Annotated in this window: 19 protein-coding genes and 1 tRNA gene; 13 read left to right on the top strand and 7 right to left on the bottom strand. The window is 62.3% G+C overall.

Annotated features, from left to right (window positions below; translation table 11 throughout):
• Nucleotides 1-85 precede the first annotated feature (85 nt).
• The 3 genes from CK489_RS32650 to CK489_RS32645 all read right to left on the bottom strand — a co-directional run bounded on the left by CK489_RS32650 (nt 86) and on the right by CK489_RS32645 (nt 4,238).
• A complete protein-coding gene (locus tag CK489_RS32650; RefSeq protein ID WP_244485870.1) occupies nt 86-514 on the bottom strand; it encodes a L,D-transpeptidase in 429 nt (142 codons plus the stop codon).
• A complete protein-coding gene (locus CK489_RS41940; protein ID WP_198961081.1) occupies nt 511-741 on the bottom strand; it encodes a hypothetical protein in 231 nt (76 codons plus the stop codon). Before CK489_RS41940 ends, CK489_RS32650 begins: the two co-directional genes overlap by 4 nt.
• 287 nt (nt 742-1,028) lie before the next feature.
• The gene (locus tag CK489_RS32645; protein WP_158226531.1) at nt 1,029-4,238 is read right to left on the bottom strand and encodes an autotransporter family protein; all 3,210 of its coding nucleotides are present in this window, start codon (nt 4,236-4,238) and stop codon (nt 1,029-1,031) included.
• A gap of 417 nt (nt 4,239-4,655) precedes the next feature.
• On the opposite strand from CK489_RS32645, the gene CK489_RS32640 reads away from it, so the two are divergent.
• Nucleotides 4,656-5,852 (top strand): adenylate/guanylate cyclase domain-containing protein, encoded by a 1,197-nt coding sequence (locus CK489_RS32640; protein WP_095735227.1) that lies wholly within the window; start codon nt 4,656-4,658, stop codon nt 5,850-5,852.
• Between the two features lie 8 nt (nt 5,853-5,860).
• Here CK489_RS32640 and CK489_RS32635 read toward each other — a convergent pair whose 3' ends face one another.
• Both CK489_RS32635 and CK489_RS32630 read right to left on the bottom strand, forming a co-directional pair.
• Nucleotides 5,861-7,174 carry a chloride channel protein gene (locus CK489_RS32635; protein ID WP_095735226.1) on the bottom strand — a complete coding sequence of 438 codons (1,314 nt, stop codon included), beginning with the start codon at nt 7,172-7,174 and terminating at the stop codon, nt 5,861-5,863.
• Between the two features lie 146 nt (nt 7,175-7,320).
• Nucleotides 7,321-7,716: an NUDIX hydrolase gene (locus CK489_RS32630; protein ID WP_050625671.1), complete on the bottom strand. Its 396-nt coding sequence runs from the start codon at nt 7,714-7,716 to the stop codon at nt 7,321-7,323.
• Nucleotides 7,717-8,181: 465 nt separating this feature from the next.
• Between CK489_RS32630 and CK489_RS32625 the strand changes: the two genes are divergently transcribed.
• The 5 genes from CK489_RS32625 to CK489_RS32605 all read left to right on the top strand — a co-directional run bounded on the left by CK489_RS32625 (nt 8,182) and on the right by CK489_RS32605 (nt 10,601).
• The gene (locus CK489_RS32625) at nt 8,182-8,478 is read left to right on the top strand and encodes a hypothetical protein (RefSeq protein WP_095735225.1); all 297 of its coding nucleotides are present in this window, start codon (nt 8,182-8,184) and stop codon (nt 8,476-8,478) included.
• Nucleotides 8,471-8,671, top strand: a complete 201-nt coding sequence (locus tag CK489_RS32620; protein ID WP_094193586.1) for a hypothetical protein — start codon at nt 8,471-8,473, stop codon at nt 8,669-8,671. Before CK489_RS32625 ends, CK489_RS32620 begins: the two co-directional genes overlap by 8 nt.
• Nucleotides 8,634-8,861 (top strand): hypothetical protein, encoded by a 228-nt coding sequence (locus CK489_RS32615; protein WP_050625673.1) that lies wholly within the window; start codon nt 8,634-8,636, stop codon nt 8,859-8,861. Before CK489_RS32620 ends, CK489_RS32615 begins: the two co-directional genes overlap by 38 nt.
• Before the next feature lie 490 nt (nt 8,862-9,351).
• Nucleotides 9,352-10,101, top strand: coding sequence for a lytic murein transglycosylase (locus CK489_RS32610; RefSeq protein WP_430649128.1), 750 nt, complete (start codon nt 9,352-9,354; stop codon nt 10,099-10,101).
• Between the two features lie 92 nt (nt 10,102-10,193).
• Complete coding sequence (locus CK489_RS32605; protein WP_095735224.1) at nt 10,194-10,601, top strand: hypothetical protein; 408 nt, start codon at nt 10,194-10,196, stop codon at nt 10,599-10,601.
• A 7-nt stretch (nt 10,602-10,608) separates the two neighbouring features.
• Here the strand turns inward: CK489_RS32605 and CK489_RS32600 are convergent, their stop codons facing one another.
• The gene (locus tag CK489_RS32600) at nt 10,609-10,995 is read right to left on the bottom strand and encodes a YciI family protein (protein ID WP_095735223.1); all 387 of its coding nucleotides are present in this window, start codon (nt 10,993-10,995) and stop codon (nt 10,609-10,611) included.
• Between the two features lie 576 nt (nt 10,996-11,571).
• Between CK489_RS32600 and CK489_RS32595 the strand changes: the two genes are divergently transcribed.
• A tRNA-Gly gene (locus tag CK489_RS32595) sits at nt 11,572-11,645 on the top strand.
• A 72-nt stretch (nt 11,646-11,717) separates the two neighbouring features.
• Here the strand turns inward: CK489_RS32595 and CK489_RS32590 are convergent.
• Nucleotides 11,718-12,962: a site-specific integrase gene (locus CK489_RS32590; RefSeq protein WP_245350576.1), complete on the bottom strand. Its 1,245-nt coding sequence runs from the start codon at nt 12,960-12,962 to the stop codon at nt 11,718-11,720.
• A 629-nt stretch (nt 12,963-13,591) separates the two neighbouring features.
• On the opposite strand from CK489_RS32590, the gene CK489_RS32585 reads away from it, so the two are divergent.
• The 6 genes from CK489_RS32585 to CK489_RS32560 all read left to right on the top strand — a co-directional run bounded on the left by CK489_RS32585 (nt 13,592) and on the right by CK489_RS32560 (nt 19,117).
• The gene (locus CK489_RS32585) at nt 13,592-14,389 is read left to right on the top strand and encodes a class I SAM-dependent methyltransferase (RefSeq protein ID WP_095735222.1); all 798 of its coding nucleotides are present in this window, start codon (nt 13,592-13,594) and stop codon (nt 14,387-14,389) included.
• Nucleotides 14,390-14,605: 216 nt separating this feature from the next.
• Entirely contained in the window at nt 14,606-15,460 is an 855-nt protein-coding gene (locus CK489_RS32580) for a dienelactone hydrolase family protein (RefSeq protein ID WP_095735221.1), read from the top strand.
• A 1,633-nt stretch (nt 15,461-17,093) separates the two neighbouring features.
• A complete protein-coding gene (locus tag CK489_RS32570) occupies nt 17,094-17,342 on the top strand; it encodes a hypothetical protein (RefSeq protein WP_095735219.1) in 249 nt (82 codons plus the stop codon).
• A 350-nt stretch (nt 17,343-17,692) separates the two neighbouring features.
• Entirely contained in the window at nt 17,693-17,866 is a 174-nt protein-coding gene (locus CK489_RS41545; RefSeq protein WP_158226530.1) for a hypothetical protein, read from the top strand.
• 83 nt (nt 17,867-17,949) lie between these two features.
• Nucleotides 17,950-18,102, top strand: a complete 153-nt coding sequence (locus CK489_RS41540) for a hypothetical protein (protein WP_158226529.1) — start codon at nt 17,950-17,952, stop codon at nt 18,100-18,102.
• 703 nt (nt 18,103-18,805) lie between these two features.
• Nucleotides 18,806-19,117, top strand: coding sequence for a DUF736 domain-containing protein (locus CK489_RS32560; RefSeq protein ID WP_095735217.1), 312 nt, complete (start codon nt 18,806-18,808; stop codon nt 19,115-19,117).
• The last annotated feature ends 1,355 nt before the right edge of the window (nt 19,118-20,472 follow it).

The raw sequence follows: 20,472 nt of genomic DNA, 5'->3' as shown, positions 1-20,472 counted from the left end.
GTTTTCGGGCGAAGCGGGCCCGGTGGTTGTCAGCAGAGCGCGTCAAGCCGGAGTCTGGCGTCGCGGGTGCGGCATCATTCCGTCGTCAGCGAATGATTTCGATGGTCGTGTTGGCCCGTCCCTGTGTTTCGATCAGTTGGAAGAGCACCTGTGCGTGGGCTGGGCTCAGCCTGACACAGCCGTGGGAGGCGGGTCGGCCAAGGCTGCTGGTCTCGTAGCTCCCATGTATGGCGTAACCGGTATCGTAGAAGATCGAATACGGCATTGGTGTGTAGTTGTAGAGCCTGGAGTAATGCATCCGCTCGAGAACATACGGCGTGTACGTCCCAACCGGGGTTTGATATCCGGGGCGCGCGGTCGATACCGCCCAGGTGGCGAAATGGTCACCATCGACGGAGACGTCCATCTGTTGCGCTGAGAGTTGAATGCGGATGGTGACGGCCGCCATCGCGCTGTCGGCGTAGACACAAGACAGCAGGGCGTAGAGCGCGAAGAGCAATCGAAAGGGTGTCAAGCGTGAGATCCGGTGCCGGGCCATGCCGCATTGATAACTTGTCGGGCTTGCTGGACCTCGGCTTCCGCATTTGCAGGCGGCCGTTCGGCGCTGCTTCTGATGCCCGTCGCAAGCGCGATGGCTGCCAGCAATGCCCGTGATGTTTGCCATTTTCTATTGCCTCGCACGGACGGAACGAGAAGCATGAGGATGCCGAACCCCAGGATCACGAGATATGATTCGTTCATGGTCAATCTCCGCCTACAGACTAAGGGAAGCGGACGGAGGGGAGTTGCGTGAGATCAAACGGAGCTTGCGCAAGCCGATCGGCGCCTGCCGATCGGGGGCTCGCCGATTGATGCAAGTCAATTCTTTCGAGGGGACGTTGCAGATTGCCGTTGTCGGCGCCTCGAGGCGCTCGCCGCGTTGACGAGTCGGACTGTCGGATGCCTGCGAGGCAGCGCAATCGGCGAGCGATAGATTTTGCTGTGGCGTACGTCGCCAGGATCGCCGGCGTACTTCAGGTCAAATCCGCTCACCACACCACGCGAAAACCCGCGGTGCCCTTGTAGCTGTGGTTGTCGCCGGCATCTTGCAGGCTGGCGCGATAGGTCGCTTCGCCGAAGACAGTGTAGCGGCCGTTGGCCCAGCTGTAGCTGCCGCCGCCGCCGAGGCTGCCCCAGAGCCGGTCGTTGGCGCTGGCGAAGCTGGTGCCGGAGACGTCGACCTTGCTGCCGTCGAGGAATTCGTAGTGCAGATTGCCGATCGCGTAGAGGTCGGAGCGAACGATGCTCGTGCCGTCATACCAGCTCTTCTGGTGATCGAGCATGAGGCCGATGCGGCCGAGCAGGCTGTCGGCATTGGAGAGCGAGATCTGTGCGCCGAAGCGATCGGCGAACCCATCGAAATCGACCTTCGAATAGGCGAGCTGCGCCTGCGGGGTCAGTGAGAAGCCGTTGCCGACAGCGATGCGCCTGCCGCCTTCGACGCTGAACGCATAGCCCAGGCCTTCATTGCCGTGGGTCATGCTGCCGACGAGATCGGAGGTGAGATCGCCGCGGTAGAACATGGTCTGCATCTGGCCGTCGACGTAGACGCCGTTGTCGCCGTACCAGGTGGCGGTGGCGCCGACGCCGGTGCCCTCGGCCCGGATCCGGCCGTTGCCGAACAACGAGTTCACGTAAGCCGTGGTCAGGCCGTATTGCAGCGTGAGCCCGACGATCAGGCGGCCGTAGCTGTTCTCCAGCGCGAGGCCGTCGAGCCCGGCCTGCGCCTTGAAGTCATCGCTGTTCGCGGTCGAGCCTGTGGTGTTCGATGGCCGCAAGCTGGTCTGGCCGCCCTCGACGCGGCCCCAGAATGCCGATTGCGTCCATGAACTGTCGGCCTGCGCGGCCGGCGTGACGCCCATCCGCGCCATCGCCTCGCTCGGGCCGCCGCTGCCGGCCCAATAGCGGTTGCCGACGCGCTGCTGCAACGACGGCAACGCGTTCATGCCGAGCAGCACCTGGGCGTAATTCTCGTAGAGCGGCACGCCGGGCTGGTAGAGCGGGCCGGCCGGCATCGGCGTTGCCGGATTGACCAGGCTGGAGCGCAGATACCAGTCGCCGTCCGAAGGCGTCGAGATGCCGTTCTTCTGCAACGTATAGCCATAGGCGCCGGCGACGATCGCCTGCTGTCCTTGCAGCGAATAATTGCCGGCCAGCGTGAAGCTGCCGTTGGAGGCACCGGTGACGTCGATCAGCTTGATGCCGTCCTTGGTCTGCGCGCCGCCGCCGCCGACATTGTTGACCCTCACGGTCGAAGTGCCCGACGTGCTCCCCGCGATCAGGCGATCGGCGGCCGAGCCATCGCCGCCGAGCACGGTATTGAACAGCAGCGTGCCGCCATTGCCGGCATAATTTCCGGCGACCGTCAGCGTCGTGCCGGGTGCTGTGCCAAATCGCACGGTGCCGGCATTGTCGAGCGACGCCATGGTCTGGTCGAAGCCGTTGAGGTCGAAGGCGCCGCCGGCATTGGCGACAAAGGCGGACGCGGCACTGAACGCGTTGGCCGCGCCGGCTTGCAGCGTGCCGCCCGTGACTGTGGTCGCGCCGCTGTAGCTGTTGACGCCGGACAGCGTCTGGGTGCCGCCGCTGATCGCGAGCCCGCCGGTGCCGCCGATCGCGCCCGCGAAATTGTCGCTTGCGTTGGTGATGGTCAGCGTCTTGGCGCCGAGCGCGACATTGCCGCTTCCGGCGAGGCTCTGGATGCTGGTGCCTGACCCCGCGAGGCCGGAGATGTCGAACGCCGCATTCGCCACCACACGGCTGGAATTGCCGATCGACCCGGTGCCCGTCAGCGCCAGCGTGCCGGCCGAGATCGTGGTCACACCGCCATAGGTGTTGGCGCCGGACAGCGTCTCGGTGCCGCCGGCGAGCGTCAGCCCGCCGCTGCCGCCGATCACGCCGGCGAACGTGTCGTTCGCAGCGGTCAGCGTCAGCGTCTTGGCGCCGAGATCGACCGCGCCGGAGCCCGACAGTCGCTGGATGCTGGTGCCCGCGCCGGAAAGGGCGGCGATCGAGAACGTGCCGTTGGCGATCACCTGGCTGGACGCGGAAATGTCGCCGGCGCCTGATAGCGCCAGCGTGCCGCCCGTGATCGTGGTGGCGCCGGTGTAGGCCTGCACGCCGGAGAATGCCTGCGTGCCGGCGGTGAGCTGCACGCCGCCGGTGCCGCTGATCGTTCCGGCAAAGCTGTCGTGCCCGTTGGTGATGATCAGGTCCTTGGTGCCCAGCATGACGCTGCCGGCGCCGCTGCCGGCGAGGCTCTGGATGTGCGCGCTGGGGTCATTCGTGAGCGAAATATCGAAGATCGCGTTATTGACCACCCGGCTTGTACTGGCGAGGGCGTTGCCGGAGCCCGCGGCTGAGGACAGCGAGAGCGATCCCTGCTGGATCACCGTCTCGCCGGTATAAGTGCTGCTGCCACCGAAGATGAAATTGCCGTTGCCGGTCTTGGTCAATCCGCCGACACCGCTGAAGCCAACGCTGCTGACGACGGTGAACCCGTTGGTATCGACGGTCAGCCCGCCGGCGGCGATGTTGTTCTGCGCCGCTGTTCCAGCCGTGGCGTTCGCGGTGTTGATGCGCGCGCGGATTGTCGCATTGTCATAGTTGATCTGACCGCCCGCATTGCTGATGGTGAAGCCAAAGCCGCCCAGTATCACCGTGGCGTTGCGCACGTTGAGGGTGCCCGTGCCCCCAACCGGAGTGCCGAGGATGATTCTGGCGGAGGTGCTTAGGGTCGCGCCGTCCGTGACGTTGACGACGCCCGTGCCGGTGGTGCCGACGGTGAGCGCGCCGGTCATGAATTGCGATCCGGCGCCCGTCACCGTCAGATTTGTGGACCCACCTGCGACATCGCCCATCGAAACATTAAGATTGGCAGTCAGCGTGGCGCCGTTTTGAATCGTGAGGCTGGTCGTTCCGCCAGCCACGTCGCGAATCGCCATATTGCCGGTCGTGCTGGTCGCCCCAGGGTTCACGCCGAGAACGACGGTTGAACCGGCCACGATATTGGGGCTAGTTCCGGAAGTCGGCGCCGCGCCACCGGACCAGTTCGAACCCACCGTCCAGTCGTTGCTGGTGGCGCCGGTCCAGGTCTGCGCCGCCGCCGAGCCCGGCGCCAGCGCCGAAAGTGCGGCGACTGAGGCGCTCAGCAACAGCAGCCGATGGATATCTGCGCGTGTGCGGGACGGGGGTACCATCCGGCGCGCATTGAGTGTGGTGTCACCAACGTGTCGTGCGACCGTCGCAGCCCCGATGCATTCGCGCATGGTGCTCAGCCCCTTGTTCTTGCCGCTGCCCGGCAGGTTGCATTCCGGCAAACCTTCGCCGACAGCGGATATGCGTTACGCTATGTGACTCTCTGTGAGCCGACAAATGAAGCTTGTATCGCGCGCAACGAAACACGCCGCGGTGTGCCCGCGATGCAACGTCCGCGCGCTGCAATTAATCGATCGCTAACCAGTTGAGCGGCGGCGGGTTGCCCGGAACGGGGTTGGGCAGGCCGGTAGCGCGTCCCGGCCACCCAGCACATGCGATCACGATACCGCTGGCAGCGTTGACGTGGCCGGGCGGAAGCACGACATATCGTCTGCCAACCCGTCGCTCCGGAGCCAGCCATGAACGTGCCCAACATCGAATCCGTCACGCCGCAGTCCGACGGCGACGTGGTGAGCTGGCTGACCAACGAGACGCGCGACCAGCGTTTTATCGACAACATCTTCGCCGAGCTGTGCATCCGGCTGCAGCGCACCGGCATTCCCCTCAAGCGGGCGACAATGAACCTTCTGATCCAGCACCCGCAATGGCTCGGCGCCCGGATCATCTGGGCCGACGGCAAGCGCGAGGCCGAGATCACACGGGTCGACTACGATGTCCAGCAGCGCTCGGAATATATCGGCAGCCCGGTCTACGAAATCCACCAAGGCGCCACCGAGGTGCGCGAGCGCCTCGAACGCGATCCCTCACAGGGCCGCAAGCACGCGCTCTATGACGACATGCGCGCGCAGGGCCTGACCGACTATGTGGCGTGGCCGCTGCTGCACACGCTCGGCAAGCGGCATGTCGTGACCTTCGCGACCGACCGCGCCGGCGGCTTCGATGAGGCTGATATCGCCGAGCTGCGGAAGGTGCTGCCGGTGCTGGCGCTGGTCAGTGAGATCCGGATGAAGAACCGGCTGGCCCGCACGCTGCTCGAGACCTATGTTGGGTCGCATGCCGGCGAGATGATCCTCGCCGGCGCCACCAGGCGCGGCAGCGGGACGACGGTGCGCGCCGCGATCATGATCTGCGACCTGCGGGATTTCACCCGGATCTCGGACTCCTGGCCGCGCGACGACGTCATCGATCTCCTCAACGACTATTTCGACGCGATGTCGGAGCCGATCGCGCGGCATGGCGGAGAAATCCTGAAATTCATCGGCGACGGTCTGCTTGCCATTTTCCCGCTCAGCGAGCGCAGGGCCTGCGCCAACCTGCTGCACGCGGTGTCCGAGGCGCGCGAGGCGATGGCGGCGCTGAGCGAAAAGAACAGCATGATGGGGCGGGCACCGATGAATTACGGCATCGGCGTCCATGTCGGCGACGTCATGTACGGCAATATCGGGTCGCGCAGCCGGCTCGACTTCACGGTGATCGGTCCCGCGGTGAACATGGCGTCGCGGCTTGAAACCCTCACCAAGCAGCTGAAGAGGAACGTGCTGCTGTCTCGGGGCTTCGCCGATCTCGTCGAGCACGACTTCGCGCTCGAACATGTCGGTGAGCATGCCGTGCGCGGATTCAGCGAGCCGATCGAGTTGTTTGCCTATAACGGCTGACGGCGTCTTCAGGCCGGCGTCGTCTTCTGCGCCGGCGCAGCCCGGTCGATGAATCCCTTGGCGAGGGCGTGATAGACGCCCTCCTTGCAGATCAGCTTCGAACTTGCATGGGCGATCAGGGCCGCGGCCATCAACGGCACCACCATCGCGTGGTTGTCAGTCATCTCGGTGACGATCACGAAGGCCGTGATCGGGGCCTGAACCACGCCGGCGAAATACGACACCATGCCGAGCAGCATGATGGCGGGCAGCGGCGCGCCGTGAAACAGCGGCGCGATATTGGAGCCTATTCCGGCACCGACCGCGAGCGAAGGCGCGAAGATGCCGCCCGGCATGCCGCTGATCGAGGCAAAGGTGGTCGCGAGGAATTTCCATACGCTGAAGCTCGCGGGCAATTGTGACCCGGCCTCGAGCGCGGACTTCACCTGCTGATATCCCGTGCCGTAGATCGCGCCGTCGGACGCAATCCCGCAGATCGCCGCCGCCAGTCCGCAGGTCGCGGCGAAGCCGACCGGGTAGCGCTTGATCATGCGTCCGACCGGATTGGCAAATCCGCGCGCCATCGCGATCAGGACGCGGCTGAACAGGCCGCCCGCCAGCCCTCCGGCCACGCCGCAGAGCGGGACCGCGAGCCAGTCGGCGCCGTTGCGCAGCGCCGTCGCGCTGGTGCCGAAATAGGTGTAGTTGCCCATCAGCGCGAGCGAGGTCAGGCCGGCGGCGATCACCGCGCCGATGATCAGGCTGGAGGTTCGTGTCTCGAAGGCGCGACTCATTTCCTCGATGCCGAACACGATTCCCGCAAGCGGGGTGTTGAAGGCCGCCGCGACACCCGCGGCGGCGCCGGCAAGGATCAGGCCGGGCTGGCGGCGGGGCGAGAAGCGGCCGAGCGCAAACATGATCGACGCGCCGATCTGCACCGTCGGCCCCTCGCGCCCGACCGATGCGCCACACAGCAGGCCGAACAGGGTCAGCAGGATCTTGCCGGCCGCAATGCGCAGCGACACGAGGCTTTCGCGCGCGGTCTGGTCGGTCAGATGGCGCGCAGCGATCGCCTGCGGGATGCCGCTGCCCTGTGCGTTCTGAAAGAAGCGATTGGTCAGGAACACCGACAGCGCGAAGCCGGCGGGCGTCAGCACCAGTGAGACATAATGGAAGCGGGATACCACCGCATTGAAGGCGATCTGCGCCAGGTCCGCGAGCTGCGCGAGCGCTACGGCCGCCGCACCGACCGCAATGCCGCCCAACAGGAAGAGGGCGCGGCGCTGCCAGCGCGCGGAGACAATTCTGAACAGCCGCCGCTGGCGGTTGGAGGGAAAGGTCATTCTGGCGGATTCTGGCTCATGTCGTGGCCCGATACGAAGCGGATCACGTCATTCCTAGCACGCGTCGATGGGGCGTGAAGCTCAAGAAATCAGCACGATATGCCGGCACAATCGCCGGATCGCGGCGCCGAAATCAGCGCCGCGGTCTATCTGCGGCTCCGCTGCTTTCTCGGAAACAGCCGGTCGCGGATGTAGCGCGAGGTCGCCGTCAGGCGAATGCCGCGGGGCTTCTGCCAGGCGGCGCGGTCGATCTCCTTCTTGTCGCCGATCGCCAAGCGTCCCTTGGCGTTCTTGGCAATGAAGATCGCGTCGCTCATCCTGCGGCCGGAACGCTTGTTCCTGGCCGTCACTTCCTTCCAGAGGCTGAGCCTGCCGAGCTTGAGCTTCGGCAGCTCTTCCTTGATCTCGCGCTTGAGGCAGTCCTTCCCGGTCTCGCGCGCGCGTCTGCGTCCGCCGGGGAACATCCACAGCCCGTCAGATCGGCGTCGAACCAGAAGAACCTTGCCGCGTTTCGCGGCCACCAGTTTGGAGGACTTGGTCATGTACAGCGCAATGATCGAAACAGAATCTCGTCCTATTCTAACTTGTCTACTTAGGTAGACAAGTTTTAATGGTGCATTGTTCCACAGCCATATGTCGGCTGTTTGTCCGCGGCAGCAGCCTGTGTTCGGAGCGTGACGACGCGCATATGCTGTGAGGAGGAAGCGGCAAAATGACGGAGACCGTCCGCTGTGACGGTCTGTCGCGCCTTCGCTGCGCGCCGCGTCTCGGCGCTTTGCGCGTGCGCGTGATCCTCGGCCCTGCGTGCTGGTCGGTGGCGGATCTCGTTGCATCGAACATCGTTACGTTGAGTTCGTGCACATGATGATGGCAGCGGTTCCGGCGGGAGGAACTCGCCTGATCGCGTTTCGATGACCATCCGCAACGGTAGCTCCGCCGCTTGTCGCCACTTGACTTGATGTTCTTGTTTTGTTCTAATTGCCCTCCACCGTGAATAGGAGGTCGCCATGGACAACCGTATCAGCGAAATTCGCAGGCAAATCAGGGCGCTGCGCGTCAGCATGCTCGAGGCCGAGGCGATCATGCGACAGCAGATCGACCGGGACGAGGACTGCGCCTTCGTTGCCGGGGACCTCCTGAAGATGCGCCTGGTGATGAGCCGTCTGGTCGAAGAGCGGGCCGTGCTGGGCGACCGCGACCCGATCATCGTGCACGCAAGCGTTGCTCCGCGCCGCCGGGCCGCGACGCCCATCTTTCTTCGCGCGGCGAAGAAAGAGCTCGTCGCCGGCGAAGCGCGTGCGTGATGACGCGGTCAAGGTGCAGCGGCTGCGCGCCGAATTGCGCGCACTCGATTCGTCCGTGAACCGGCTCAGGCGCGCCGGGCGCGACGGTGCATCTGCGCAGCTTTTGCTGTCGCGCAAGCGCGCCGAACTGGAAGACGTGATCTGCCGGAGGAAAGATGAGAGAGCCGCTTCGGTATTTCCACGACAGCGATGATCACGCGCCCTGGATCAAGGCGCTGGCCGAGGTTCGCCACATGGCAACGCGGGAAGGCTGGTGCTTTCACCACGTGCAGGCGATCATCGTTGCGATCGACCAGTACGCGGAGACCGCACTCGGCAACCGCGAGTTCTTCCTCAACCGCCCGCAGACCGTTGGCCCCATAAGGCGAGGCGAGGTGCCCTAGCGCGTCTTCGACCGGGCGATGGCACCGCGTTGTGCGGCATCTGGAGTCGAGAGCCATCCTCGTCGTCGTCCTGGCCTAGTGCGCAATTGCGCACGGGAGCCAGGACCCATTACCCCAAATCTCAATTGTTGCACGACGCCGGGGCCGCGATCCCGTTCGCCATCGCATGCGGTGGTTATGGGTCCCGGCCTTCGCCGGGACGACGAACCGGGAGAGCTCGGCTCGCCAGGGCAGGGACGACAGTGATGGGTGTGACGCCGTCACGCGGCATCGATGCGGCATAGCTGTCACCGGCCGGGATGGCCAATCCGTCACAGCCGACATATCGTGACGATCCGCGGCCGAATCTGAGGCGGATCGTTCATCGCCGGGTCATCTATGGCAGGCCATCGTCAGCGCCGCGCCCGCGGGGGCGGCGGCATAATTTCGGAGGAGGTTTCGGATGATCAGGGGCTGGCAGATTGCGGCGTCGGCGCTCGCCATCGTCGCGATGGTTGCAACGCTGGGCACGAAGGCGAACGCGGCGCAGTGCGGCAACGGGCCCGGCGGATTCGAAGCCTGGAAGGGGCAGTTTGCCGGCGAGGCGAGGGCAAAGGGCGTCGGCGCCACCGCGGTCGACGCGTTGATGCAGGCGCATTATGCCAGCGCGACGATCGCCGCGGATCGCGGCCAGCGCAGCTTCGGCCTGTCGCTCGAGCAGTTCATGGCAAAGCGGGGATCCGCGACGATCGTGGCGCGCGGCCGTTCGCTGAAGCAGTCGCAGGCGGCGATGTTTGCCTCAATCCAGCAGCGCTACGGCGTGCCGCCGGGACCGTTGATCGCGATCTGGGGCATGGAGAGCGGTTTCGGCAGCCAGCGCGGCAACCAGAACATGCTGTCGTCGATCGCGACCCTTGCCTATGACTGCCGGCGTCCGGAGTTCTTCACCGAGCAGCTCTATGCCGCACTCAAGCTGATCGACCGCGGCAGTCTGTCCGGGAGCACGCGCGGCTCGATGCATGGTGAAATCGGCCAGACCCAGTTCATGCCGAAGAACGTCCTCGCCTATGGCGTCGGCAATCTCGACGTCGCCGCCAATGCGCTGGCCTCGACGGCGAATTTCCTGCGCGCCAATGGCTGGCGCGCCGGCGCCGGCTATCAGCCCGGGGAACCCAATTTCGCGGCGATCGAGGCATGGAACGCGGCAGGGGTCTATCAGAAGGCGATCGCTATCATGGGACGGCAGATCGACGGCCAATGAGCGAGGCACGCTGCTTGAATCCGGGTTCCTTCACCGCCTGTTAACGCAACGGTGCCCAGATCGTTTGGGGTGAAACGGAGCAAGGGAGCTCCATGCTCAAGAACGGCACCTATGCAGCGTGGTTTCGCACGCCGCTCGCTGACGGCACCGGCATCGTGCACGTGGCCGATGGCAGGCTGTGGGGCAGCGATGCCATCATGCTCTACAGCGGCACCTACGAGGTCGATGGCGAACGCTTCTCTGCGGTTCTCACTACACGGCGGCATTCCGAAGGTCATGCGACCGTGTTCGGCACCGACGATCTCGTGGTGCGGCTCGATGGTGTCTTCAGCGGCGCGATCGCGATCTGCAAGGGCAGGGCGGATGCGGTGCCCGATCTCGCCTTCGAGGTCACGCTGATGCCGAGCCACGAGGCGCCGCCCGAGCCGCCGCCGGATCTGCCGATGCCCAAGTTCGATCCGAGCAAGCTGCCGAAATTGCCGAAGCGCTCCAGCCGCTGAACAATCGCTACGCGTCGCTCGGGCCCGCGGTCTCCGGAAACGGTGCACCGGGGGTGTAAAGCTTAAGCGGGCGGATCTCGTAGACGGCCGACGGATTGGCGCTGCGCAGGTCGCGCGCCGCGGCGACCGCCTCGGCTTCATCGGCGCAGTTGATCACGTAGAAGCCGAGCAGCTGCTCCTTGGTCTCCGCGAACGGGCCGTCGATCACGATGCCGTGGCCAGGCCCGCGCAACGTGCTGGCCTTGCGGGTCTCGTCGAGCCGCGCAGCGGGCCCGAGTCGGCCCTTCAGCCGTTGACGGACCTCGCGCAGACCCGCCATGACGGCTGCGTCCTCATCGGCATTCCACGACTTGACCTCGGCCTCGACGTGATAGGCCAGGATGGCATAAAGCATCTAGTGAACTCCTCATTTCGGATGCGACAGGCGCTGAAGCGCGTTGATGTTCGAGCATGACCGGTCCGGAAAACCGCTTCGCGCTTTTCCGGATCATGCTCTAGGACGTCTCGCGCCCGCCCGCGCCGACATTTCATCTGTAGCGGATCAGGCTACTTTTTGTGCTGCGACAACGTAGCCCGCAGGTCGCATGGCGGCGCCGATTCGCGACGCCCGAACAGCAGGACGCCCGAACAGCAGAAAGGCGCGGCGGAGTTGCCTCCGCCGCGCCCCCGATGTTGATGTCTCGCTGGTCCAGGGCTGAGAGCGCCCCGATGCCAGGCTGATTACTCAGCGCCTAGCGGGCGATCCCAGCGAGGTGACAGCGCTTGAGACAAGACACTAGATCACCTCCTTTCTTTGTTGATGGGACCAGCAATATAGGTGGCGAATCTGCCGCTGTTAAGGCCGCGGATCCGTCCGATCCGGGCCAGGAACCGGGCGCAATGCGCGGGCAGATTGCCGTGGACCGGTGCACAAGCACGCCGGCCGAGGCAGTTGAGGCGGCCGTCGGGCCGTGTTAGGGGATCGTTCGATGCGGGTGTAGCTCAATGGTAGAGCAGCAGCCTTCCAAGCTGAATACGAGGGTTCGATTCCCTTCACCCGCTCCAATGATTTCAAGTACTTATCGGATTTTCTGATTTTCATTCCGACAAGGCCGCCGAATCCATTCCGACAAATGTTCACTTTCTGGCCGCTTGCTTGCGCCGCTTGATGCGTTTGATCTGTGCGTCCTGCTTGGCCTCATCGTCATGATGGAGGTAGTGCGCCATCGCTTTGGTCGATGACCATTGGCCCTTCTTCATGAGCTGCGTTTCGGTGAGGCCCGACGTGCTCGCTTCCGTCGTCCCGCCATGCCGGCCGAACGAGGTGAAGGTCAGCTCAGGACGCAAGCCCGCGGCCAGAATGATCTTCTTCGAAATGCGCTCGACTTGAGTGAGCATCTCGCCCTTGCCGCTCCAGGGTAAGCTGCTGCCATCCCGGCGCAGCATCAGGCCGCCCGTTGGCCGCAGTGCTTTTATGGCGTCGAGCTCAGCCATCAGCAAGGGATAGAGCGGCTTACCCTTTTTATCGAAGAGTGGCTCCCAAGAGCCGGTGCTCGTCTTGTAGTTGATGACGTAGACGTGGTTTGGCCGGCTTTCCGGGCGGTAGTGCTCCGCCATGAACCGGATGAAGATATGGGCCTTGCGCTGAAGCCATTCCCAACCGATCAGGACGCCGGTTGCCAATGAGGAATAGCCCAACTCGATCGCTTTTGCGCGGAATGCTGCTAGCTCGTCAAAGTTGGCATGTGGCGTTTCGCGCGAGGTCGATTGCAGGCCCATCTTCTCAAACGGGTTCTTCGCCGGAAACAGGTGAGGGTGTGCGCGCGAGATCGTATTCCATGCACCGCGAGCAGTCTTCATCGCATGGTTCACGGTCGTGCGGCGTTCAACCTTCGCGCCGTCGACATCTTTGTAGAGCAGCTTTTCGAACAGGTCGTCCGCAAACGCGGTATCGATACTCGAGACGCGCCGCGTGCCCAGGCGCCTTCCGTCCTTCAACATGTATTCGCAGATCATCTTGATGCCGGTTTCATGCACGCGACATTGACCAGGACTCAGAGGCTGCAGGCGCTTTGCAGTCTTCTGCTTCCACGTTCGGCGATACTCGTGAAACATCCAGTCGAGCGTACCGATCACCACTCCGATGCCTACCGGATTTGCGTCATCGCCACCCGTCAGCCAGCTGTCGAAAGCCGGCAGCAAGATCGTTTCGGCACGCTGCACGGCCAGACCGTAGTCGGTCCCGAGTGGTTCGTTCTTGACCGGACACCCCTTTTTGCGTGCCCATGTCGGCACGTCAAAAAAATAGGCAAGGCTCCCGTTCTGAAGGCGTTTGCGCCTCGTGTAGCGAGGTAGCGGCAGCGCCGAACGTCCCACTCTCATCACAACAAACTCCTGGACACCTCCGGGTCGTCCTCAGGATCGATTGGAATCGATCTTTCTTCGCTTATCAACACAGAAATGCGTCCGTCGGGCCAAATCTCGACTCGTGCGACTTTGCCACCGCTGTCGAGGACACCTCTAACAGCACGCCTGACGTCTGCCTCAGTGAATCGAACTTTCGACATCGAAGGGAGTGGATACAAGCGTGACGGAGCAACTGACATTCATATAACCATGACTCTCCGCGATCGCTCCACTGATCGTAGAAGCAGCCTGGTGCAGGTTGCGATATCTGGAAGGCGCTAGAATCAAAGTGGGACAGAGCGATCACATAAGAACCTAGTGATCATTTTTCATTGAGATCGAACAACGGGGAGGCTCAAGTTAGCCCTCATCGCCTGAGCTTGGTCGACGCTAGATCAAACTTCCCGATGATGGATCGCGCTAGGGCGCGCACCCATAGAGGTCCGCTCTGAAGCGAAGCGGAAGTCGCTTGGCTCGGCCATATCGACCGCTTTTGACCCTGAGCAGACCTCGCACGGCACGTCGTCAACTGAATGCATTCTTGCTCCTGCTGGTTCCGCGGGGCATGATCTCAGCCGAACGGTGAACCAGGTCCGAGGGGTACAATGGCAACAGATCTCGGCTACCACGACGAGGCCGCTGCTGAGTACGACCGCGCGTTTGCCCATGTATCGAGCCATTTTTTACCATTCCTCCTGAGTGCCGCCGGCGTTGCGTCCGGCATGAAGGTCCTCGACATCGCGACGGGGACGGGGCTGGCTGCAGTGGAATGCGCCCGCGTAGTCGGACCAACTGGTCATGTCGTCGCCGCCGACCTGTCAGAAGCCATGGTCGAACAGGCAAGGCAACGACGAGGCTCTGTGCCAAACGTCACCTTTGCTGCGGAGGACGGTCAATCTCTCTCGTTTGCTGATGGCAGTTTCGATGCCCTGATCTGCAGCCTTGGGCTGATGTTCTTCCCCGATCCCTCGCGCGGATTGTCAGAGTTCTTGCGAGTGCTTCGTCGGGGTGGGCGCGCTGCGGCCTCCGTTCTTACGGTACCCGAAAGGTCCTACAACGGCCGGATCAACGCGGTCATGGCCGAGCACTTGCCCTCGATCAGTGAGGCGACGGCAAGAACGTTTTCATTGGGAGACGCGACTCGCCTGCGATACTTGCTCGAAAGTGCAGGGTTCCGAGATATCGAAATATCGAGGCAGGCCCATCGGTTCAGATTGCCTTCGTTCGATGACTATTTCGGTCCCTTTGAACGCGGCGGCGCGTCGACCGGGCAAGCTTATCTAACGCTCCCTCAATCCGTGCGAGATGCGGTCCGCAAAGAAGTTCAGACCAGTCTTGGAGACACGGGTGGACCCGTAGAGATTGAAGTTGAATTTCAGTTCGCGAGCGGCCAACGCCCCTGACGTCGTTGTCTGCTGTTGGCCCGTAGCCGACTCTTGCTCAGCGCGCCGCACTGCCCGCTTTCGGAAGGTGAGCCGACCTAGATCAGGCGGGCCGTTGTGACCCGACGCGGACATCTTGGACCGCTGGGCGGACTAGCGGGCTTGTTTAGCCTAAGCCGCATTGATATTCGCGACCTCCGAAGCAATCTTAGGCAATAATCAAGGGACTGAGGGAACATGAAATACCCGCCAAGGTCGCTCTTCGCTTACGCAGCTTTGTGTGCCCTTTTTGCCGGCGCTGCCCTGCCTGCAGAAGCTGAGAATTTCAAGTTTGAGAGCAGAAGCCCGTTTGCGCCCTCGTTCGCAACGACGATAGGTGGAGAGCTATCCTTTCCAAGCGGAGTAGGACCCTTTCCAGTTGTCATCTTGCTGCATGCTTGCGGAGGTTTGGACAAATCAGGGAAAGCTGCTCTGTCGGCGCATGCTCAGTCGCTCAACGGCGCAGGCTTTGCAACCTACATCCTAGATAGCTTTACGGCGCGAAAGATTACCGCCGATCAGGCCTGCCCCAGACCGGATGGGTCATTCAATTTCAGAGTTGACGATCTCTTCAACGCGCAGGAAGCTTTGCGGAAACATCCTAAGATCGACAAAAACAAGTTCTTTGCCGCCGGAATGAGCCACGGAGCCAGCGTGGCTCTAGCGGCCGCGATGAAGTCCAGCGACATTCGAGGGTTTCGCGCTGTCGCAGCGTTTTATCCAAATTGCAAGATGATCCAAAATGGGATCCAGTTGAAATCGTCTGTCCTCATATTTGTGGGGGCCAAGGATGATTGGACGCCGGCTTCCGAATGCGAAGAAGCAAAGAGAACTAAGCGCCTGCCAGGAGGGGAGCTAGAGCTTGTCGTTCTTCCGAACGCCTATCATGGGTTTGACCAGCCAAGATCAACATATAGATATCTCGGACACACCCTGGGTTATAACAAGCAAGCGACCGAGAGCAGTCGCAACACAATGCAGAAATTTTTCGCACGCCATTTGAATGACGAACCGGTGGGTCGAGACATTAGCCCAAACAGCGAGAAAAACTGAACAGCGAGGCTACATTCGGGAATTGCCTCTGGCGAGGGCATGTCGGCTCATGGCCCAACGCCGACATGCATTCAGATCGCTTCTGTGTCGCCTTTTTGAGGGCAAAGTGGACGTGTTTTCATGAGCGCACGTCCTGGTTCAAGTGGGCGCTCATTCTGATCGGCGCAAAACCTGCATCCTTGGGTGCTGTGATATCTACGGAGGTCATAGAAAACCCCGGTTATCCACGTGCTGGTACGATCCGGCCGACTCACGCTAAGCAGGTATCGCCGATGAGCCCAATATACTAGGGACGAAAATGGTTGCTGCTGCTCGTAGATTGCCTGCCTCTGGCTATGCCCTCGAAGTCGACGGTCGATTAAAAGCTGAATTTGAAACCAGAGACGGGGCCTGGGCAGGAGCGGCGGAGCTGAAGAAGCGCTTTCCCATCCTTCGCGTCAGGGTCTACGACGCGCAAACCAAAGCTACAGAGGAAGTGCCGCTGCCACAGGCTTGAGCGTCCGTCAGCCAATTGTTTCGACGCGTGCGGCAGTGGCCGCAGCGGGCTCTCGCAAACCGAGCCGCCTGGCGTCTCGGCCATTCGGGTTCGCTCCCTCGCGCAAGTAAGAGATGATAATGTGTCGCTCGCCGGAGGCACTCGCTCGCGGGTCCCGCCGTCATTGCATGCCGGCGTCGTTATCACTGTCCCGCGCTCGGGTGCCTTGTTTGCCGGTCTCGCGACCGCAGTCGCCTCGGTGCCCGCGGTCATTGCACGCCCGCGTCGCTGTCACTGCCCTCTCTTCGGCTGCTTTTTTGATTTGTTCACTCTTGGCTTGATTTCACTTCCGCTGAGCTGCCCAAGAATCTCACGCTTGAGCGCTAATGGGCTCCGCCCCTCGCGCGCGCCAGGGTAAGCGCCGGCTGGCGCCGGCGCCGCCCCGAGCGGTCTCCCCGGTCTTCCGGACTTTCGAATGTCTTTTACTTTCTCTCACGACTGGCATGCGCCCGTGCAGACCCGCTCTTGCGAGCGGCCCTTGCGGGCGGGCGAGCCCCCACCGCTCCGGTCGCCCTGGCACTTGCTACCCCCGGCCTCGCCGACGGGCAGGGGTGCAGGCGCGTAGTGCGCCTTGCACCCATGGAAGCAAAAGGAAGATTGATCATGTTGGCCTAGGCACGTTGATATCGTTCCGGCGAGCGATCGACGGTGCTCGATCATCTCTTCCGCGTCACCCAAGAGGGCATCCTTGAGGCTGTCCGCCAAGGGTCACCGACGACGCAGCCGAGCGCTTGTCGGGACTGGAAACGGCCGAGATGGCGGCGGCCGCTGAGCAGTTGTTGGCGCCAACCGACTGACTGCTGTCCTTGCTGCGGGCGGCCAAGACGGAGAAGCAGGCCGAGGCGCCAGACGAGGTGCAAAGCAATGATTTCTGCTCAAAAGCTCCGGAGTAGGAGGGTGAGCCGGGGCCGCAAGGACAGTCCCGGCGAGCTCAAAATTGCGCCCGCGCACCTGATGGTGCGCGGTCGGTTGGGGCGAGGCAAAGTGGCGACTACCCGCGCTGGCCCGTCCACGAATCCACGGTATTGTTGCGTGAACGCCACGAGGCATCCAGCGCCGATTTGACCGTGAACAGGCGTGCTGGAGGAAAACTGACTCATGCCACATCTGAACAACTGTCTCGAGATATTGCGCCGGTTGATCGCCAAGGGCGATGCGAATGGTATCCCGTTGGCTGAGCGCGCGATAAACGAATATCTGGAAGCAACGCCGGTGGCTGCCCGGCGGAGCGGCCTTCGCTTACTTCAGGATGGCGTTCTGAAGCAGCGCGATGCCGTGGTTGGAGACCGACGCGAGTTCGCCGAAACCGTCAATGCGTACATTGAAAGGATGCTGGCTCCGCCCTAGCGCGTGTCGGGCCGGTTTAGCATTCCCAACAAGCCCGCCGCAGCGGTGATTGACGCGAGAAGCGAAGCAGCCTGGATGGCGAACAATACGTCTTCGTCTTGACCGGCCCCCAAGCTCGTCTTGGCTAGAACCGTCGTCAGAGACAGGATGATAAGCGTGCCGATGAGCACCCACCGGAACATTTGTTTCACATTGGCGCCCTCTGGGGTAATCTCTGGCGCATAGACTTTGGAATTGAGGGAAGCGACATGCGCCCGCAATCCGTTCTTGCTATAGCAGTCTTGGTTGCCATGATCGGACTCGGAGCGCTCGTTGCCTACGAGTACGTGCCTCACTAGGACCAACCTACTATGGCAAAGGTGATTAAGTCCCTTCGCAAGCAGGCTGACAAGGCTCAGCGCGCGGCAGTTTCCGCTCGCGACCCTGAGACGGCTGAGGGGTTTCAGGCCATGGCGCGGGCCTATCGGGCGCAGGCAGATGTCATCAAATCCAAGAAGAAAAAGACCAGAAAGCGGCCCGAATAATTGGTGCGTTAACCCGGTGTGCTCGGTGGGTGGTACCTAAACGGATCGGCGCTCCATCCCTGCCCACGACGCAAGAGAAGGCCTTGCGCAACCAGCTTTCGACACGTCGGATTGACGCGCTGGATCGCGGCATTTTCGCCGAAGATGCGGTCGGCAAGTTGACGCTCGGTCAGGCCTGGCTGCTCGCGAACAGCGCGAACTATCTTCTCTGCAATTGTCATGGTCATCCAAATTGATTGATGACGATCAATGAAGTTAGTTCGTGGGCGCAATGTCTCACGCAGATATATGCACAAGTCGCGCTCTAGTTCCCATAAGCGCCGCTCTAACTTCAGCCGCGCTTACCTTGCGCAAATGCGGCCCACGATCCGCGGAATCCAGGCCGTTACCACACCCCTGCAGTCACCATATCGGGCCCTCTTTGGGGGGCGAGTTGATAAATTGGGTCGCTTTGGTCGCGTCCGAACCACGCGTGTCGAGAGCGCAGTCCAGCGGAAAACTCTGGCGGCGACGTCGGTCCCTCACACGAAAATGCAGTTGGGTTCGCGGTCATTTGCCCGGTCATCGTCCTTGCCACTAATGAACAGACGTTGGCTTTTCCTGATTGATCCTGCCGTTTTCCGGTGCTGCGCTGGGCGTTGGCAGCCATGAAAATCCCCGTCAGTTCGCGCACGGGCTTGCGTCCAACGCACCCTCGAATGGGCTGATCAGGCCCGGGGGACGGCAAGAGCCTCGATCGCCTTCCCGCAACAGCTCACGCCTGCTTTTTTCCCCTGCCGGCCTGGTGGCGGCATTCCTCGCGCAACACAAAAAAGCAGGCTTTCGTCGTCCTCCGCTGGCGCTGCGGGCCTTACGGCTGCGGGCCGATCGCTCCCCGGGCCAAGGACAGCCATCGAGGCTGCGATGGGCGCGGCCCGAGCAAAACAGAGGAAGATTATTATGGCGACCATCGGCACTTTCACCGCTTCGGACAACGGCTACACCGGCTCGATCAAGACGCTGACGCTGAACATCAAGGCCAAGTTCACGGCGTCCGAAATGGACAACGACAAGGCTCCCGATTACCGCATCTTTGCAGGTTCCACCGAATTCGGCGCCGCCTGGAAGAAGACCGTTCGCGACAGCGATCGCGAATATCTCTCGGTCAAGCTCGACGATCCGAGCTTCCCGGCTCCGATCTACGCCTCGCTGGTCAAGGTCGAAGGCGAGGAGGGTTTCAGCCTGATCTGGTCGCGCCGCAGCGGAGATTGATCGCATCGGATCAACGGTCCCGCCTCCTCGGAGGCGGGGCTTTTCTGCGTTGCTTGCGTCGCTTCAGGAAGGAGAAGAAGAGAATTTTGCGGTCAGAGGAGGGGCTTCGCCGCCTGAAAAATGCGATCAGCCAGGCGGACTTTGGATCGATGATTTGGGTTGAGAGATCGGAATTTTGCGTCGGATTGGACTCGGATTTTCGATCTCCGGAGGTGCTATTTCGTCAGCTCTCACGAGCGTCGGCGACGTATCCGCGCTTGTTCTGAGGGTTCGAATTGCTCTTCGTCTGTTGAGCGAAAGGCTCGATTTCATGTCGCTGCGATCGATCATGCGGTGGCTCGACTTGGCAATTTGAGCAAAGCCAGACCAATGAAGCCTTGGGGCGGAGTAGGTAGGGCGCATAGCAAGATAAAAGCACTGGCGCCTAAGCGCAGGTAAGTCGTTGTCTGCACATCCAAGTGTTGGGGGTATCGTAGGCCGCGATGGCGCCAGTTGCAGCTCAAGTTGATCGCTTCATTCGCCAATTGCGTCTGCGTCTTGCCAGCGGTGTGCGGGCTTTACGTATCCGCGGGTCTTGCGGACGGAATGTCCGGCTCGTGCACGCTATCGCATCGGTCGCATACATGCGATTGCCGAATGGGCCTGAGGCAAAGGCCAGCGCTATGTCGTGGTGCGAGGCAAGGACGGCGACCTCGTGATCGCTCATGACTATCTCTCAGGGCCTGCGCGCACGGGCCGTAAGTCTCGTCGCGTGCCAGCCTGGCCCGAAGGCGGACATCAAGGCCGCGCACAAGCCTTAGCAGGGTATCTTGGCCCAGCGGTTTACGCACCCTCGACTGGGCGATCCTGCTCGACGTATCCAATAGCGCCTCGAGCTAAGCGTAAAGGCCGACAAGAGATCCAGCCTGGTAGGCTGCGCAGATAGGGCGGCTGCGCACGCTCCAACGGACGGGGTTGGCGCACGAGGCAGCTCCTGCCAACTGGCCGGGTCAATGCTGGGCGCGAGATAATGCTCAGGCGCATGGGGTGATCATCAAGACCATGCATCGCGAGCGGACGTTGTGACGCCGCCGACAGCTACGAAACCCGAAGCCATACTACGGCCTTCTTCGCCTCCGACGCTGTTGATGAGGGCTATCGAACTGTTAGCAGACGCTCGAGGATCAACGCGGCGAAGCCCGCTTGTGACCTCAAGCGAACATTGAACCCAATTGCTTCAACGATCCGCCGGCTGGAGACCTCCAAAAAGTTCGCGGGCGCGCCTGATCGAAAAATCATGTGCCATCCTATCGAAGGATGGGCTGGCCCGCATCATGTAGCCGTGGAGCACGCCGGGGAAGACGTGCACTTCAACG

Origin of the sequence: Bradyrhizobium sp. UFLA03-84, assembly GCF_002289535.1 — a bacterium.
Taxonomy (GTDB): domain Bacteria; phylum Pseudomonadota; class Alphaproteobacteria; order Rhizobiales; family Xanthobacteraceae; genus Bradyrhizobium; species Bradyrhizobium viridifuturi.
This window is presented reverse-complemented; position numbering and strand designations above follow the sequence as displayed.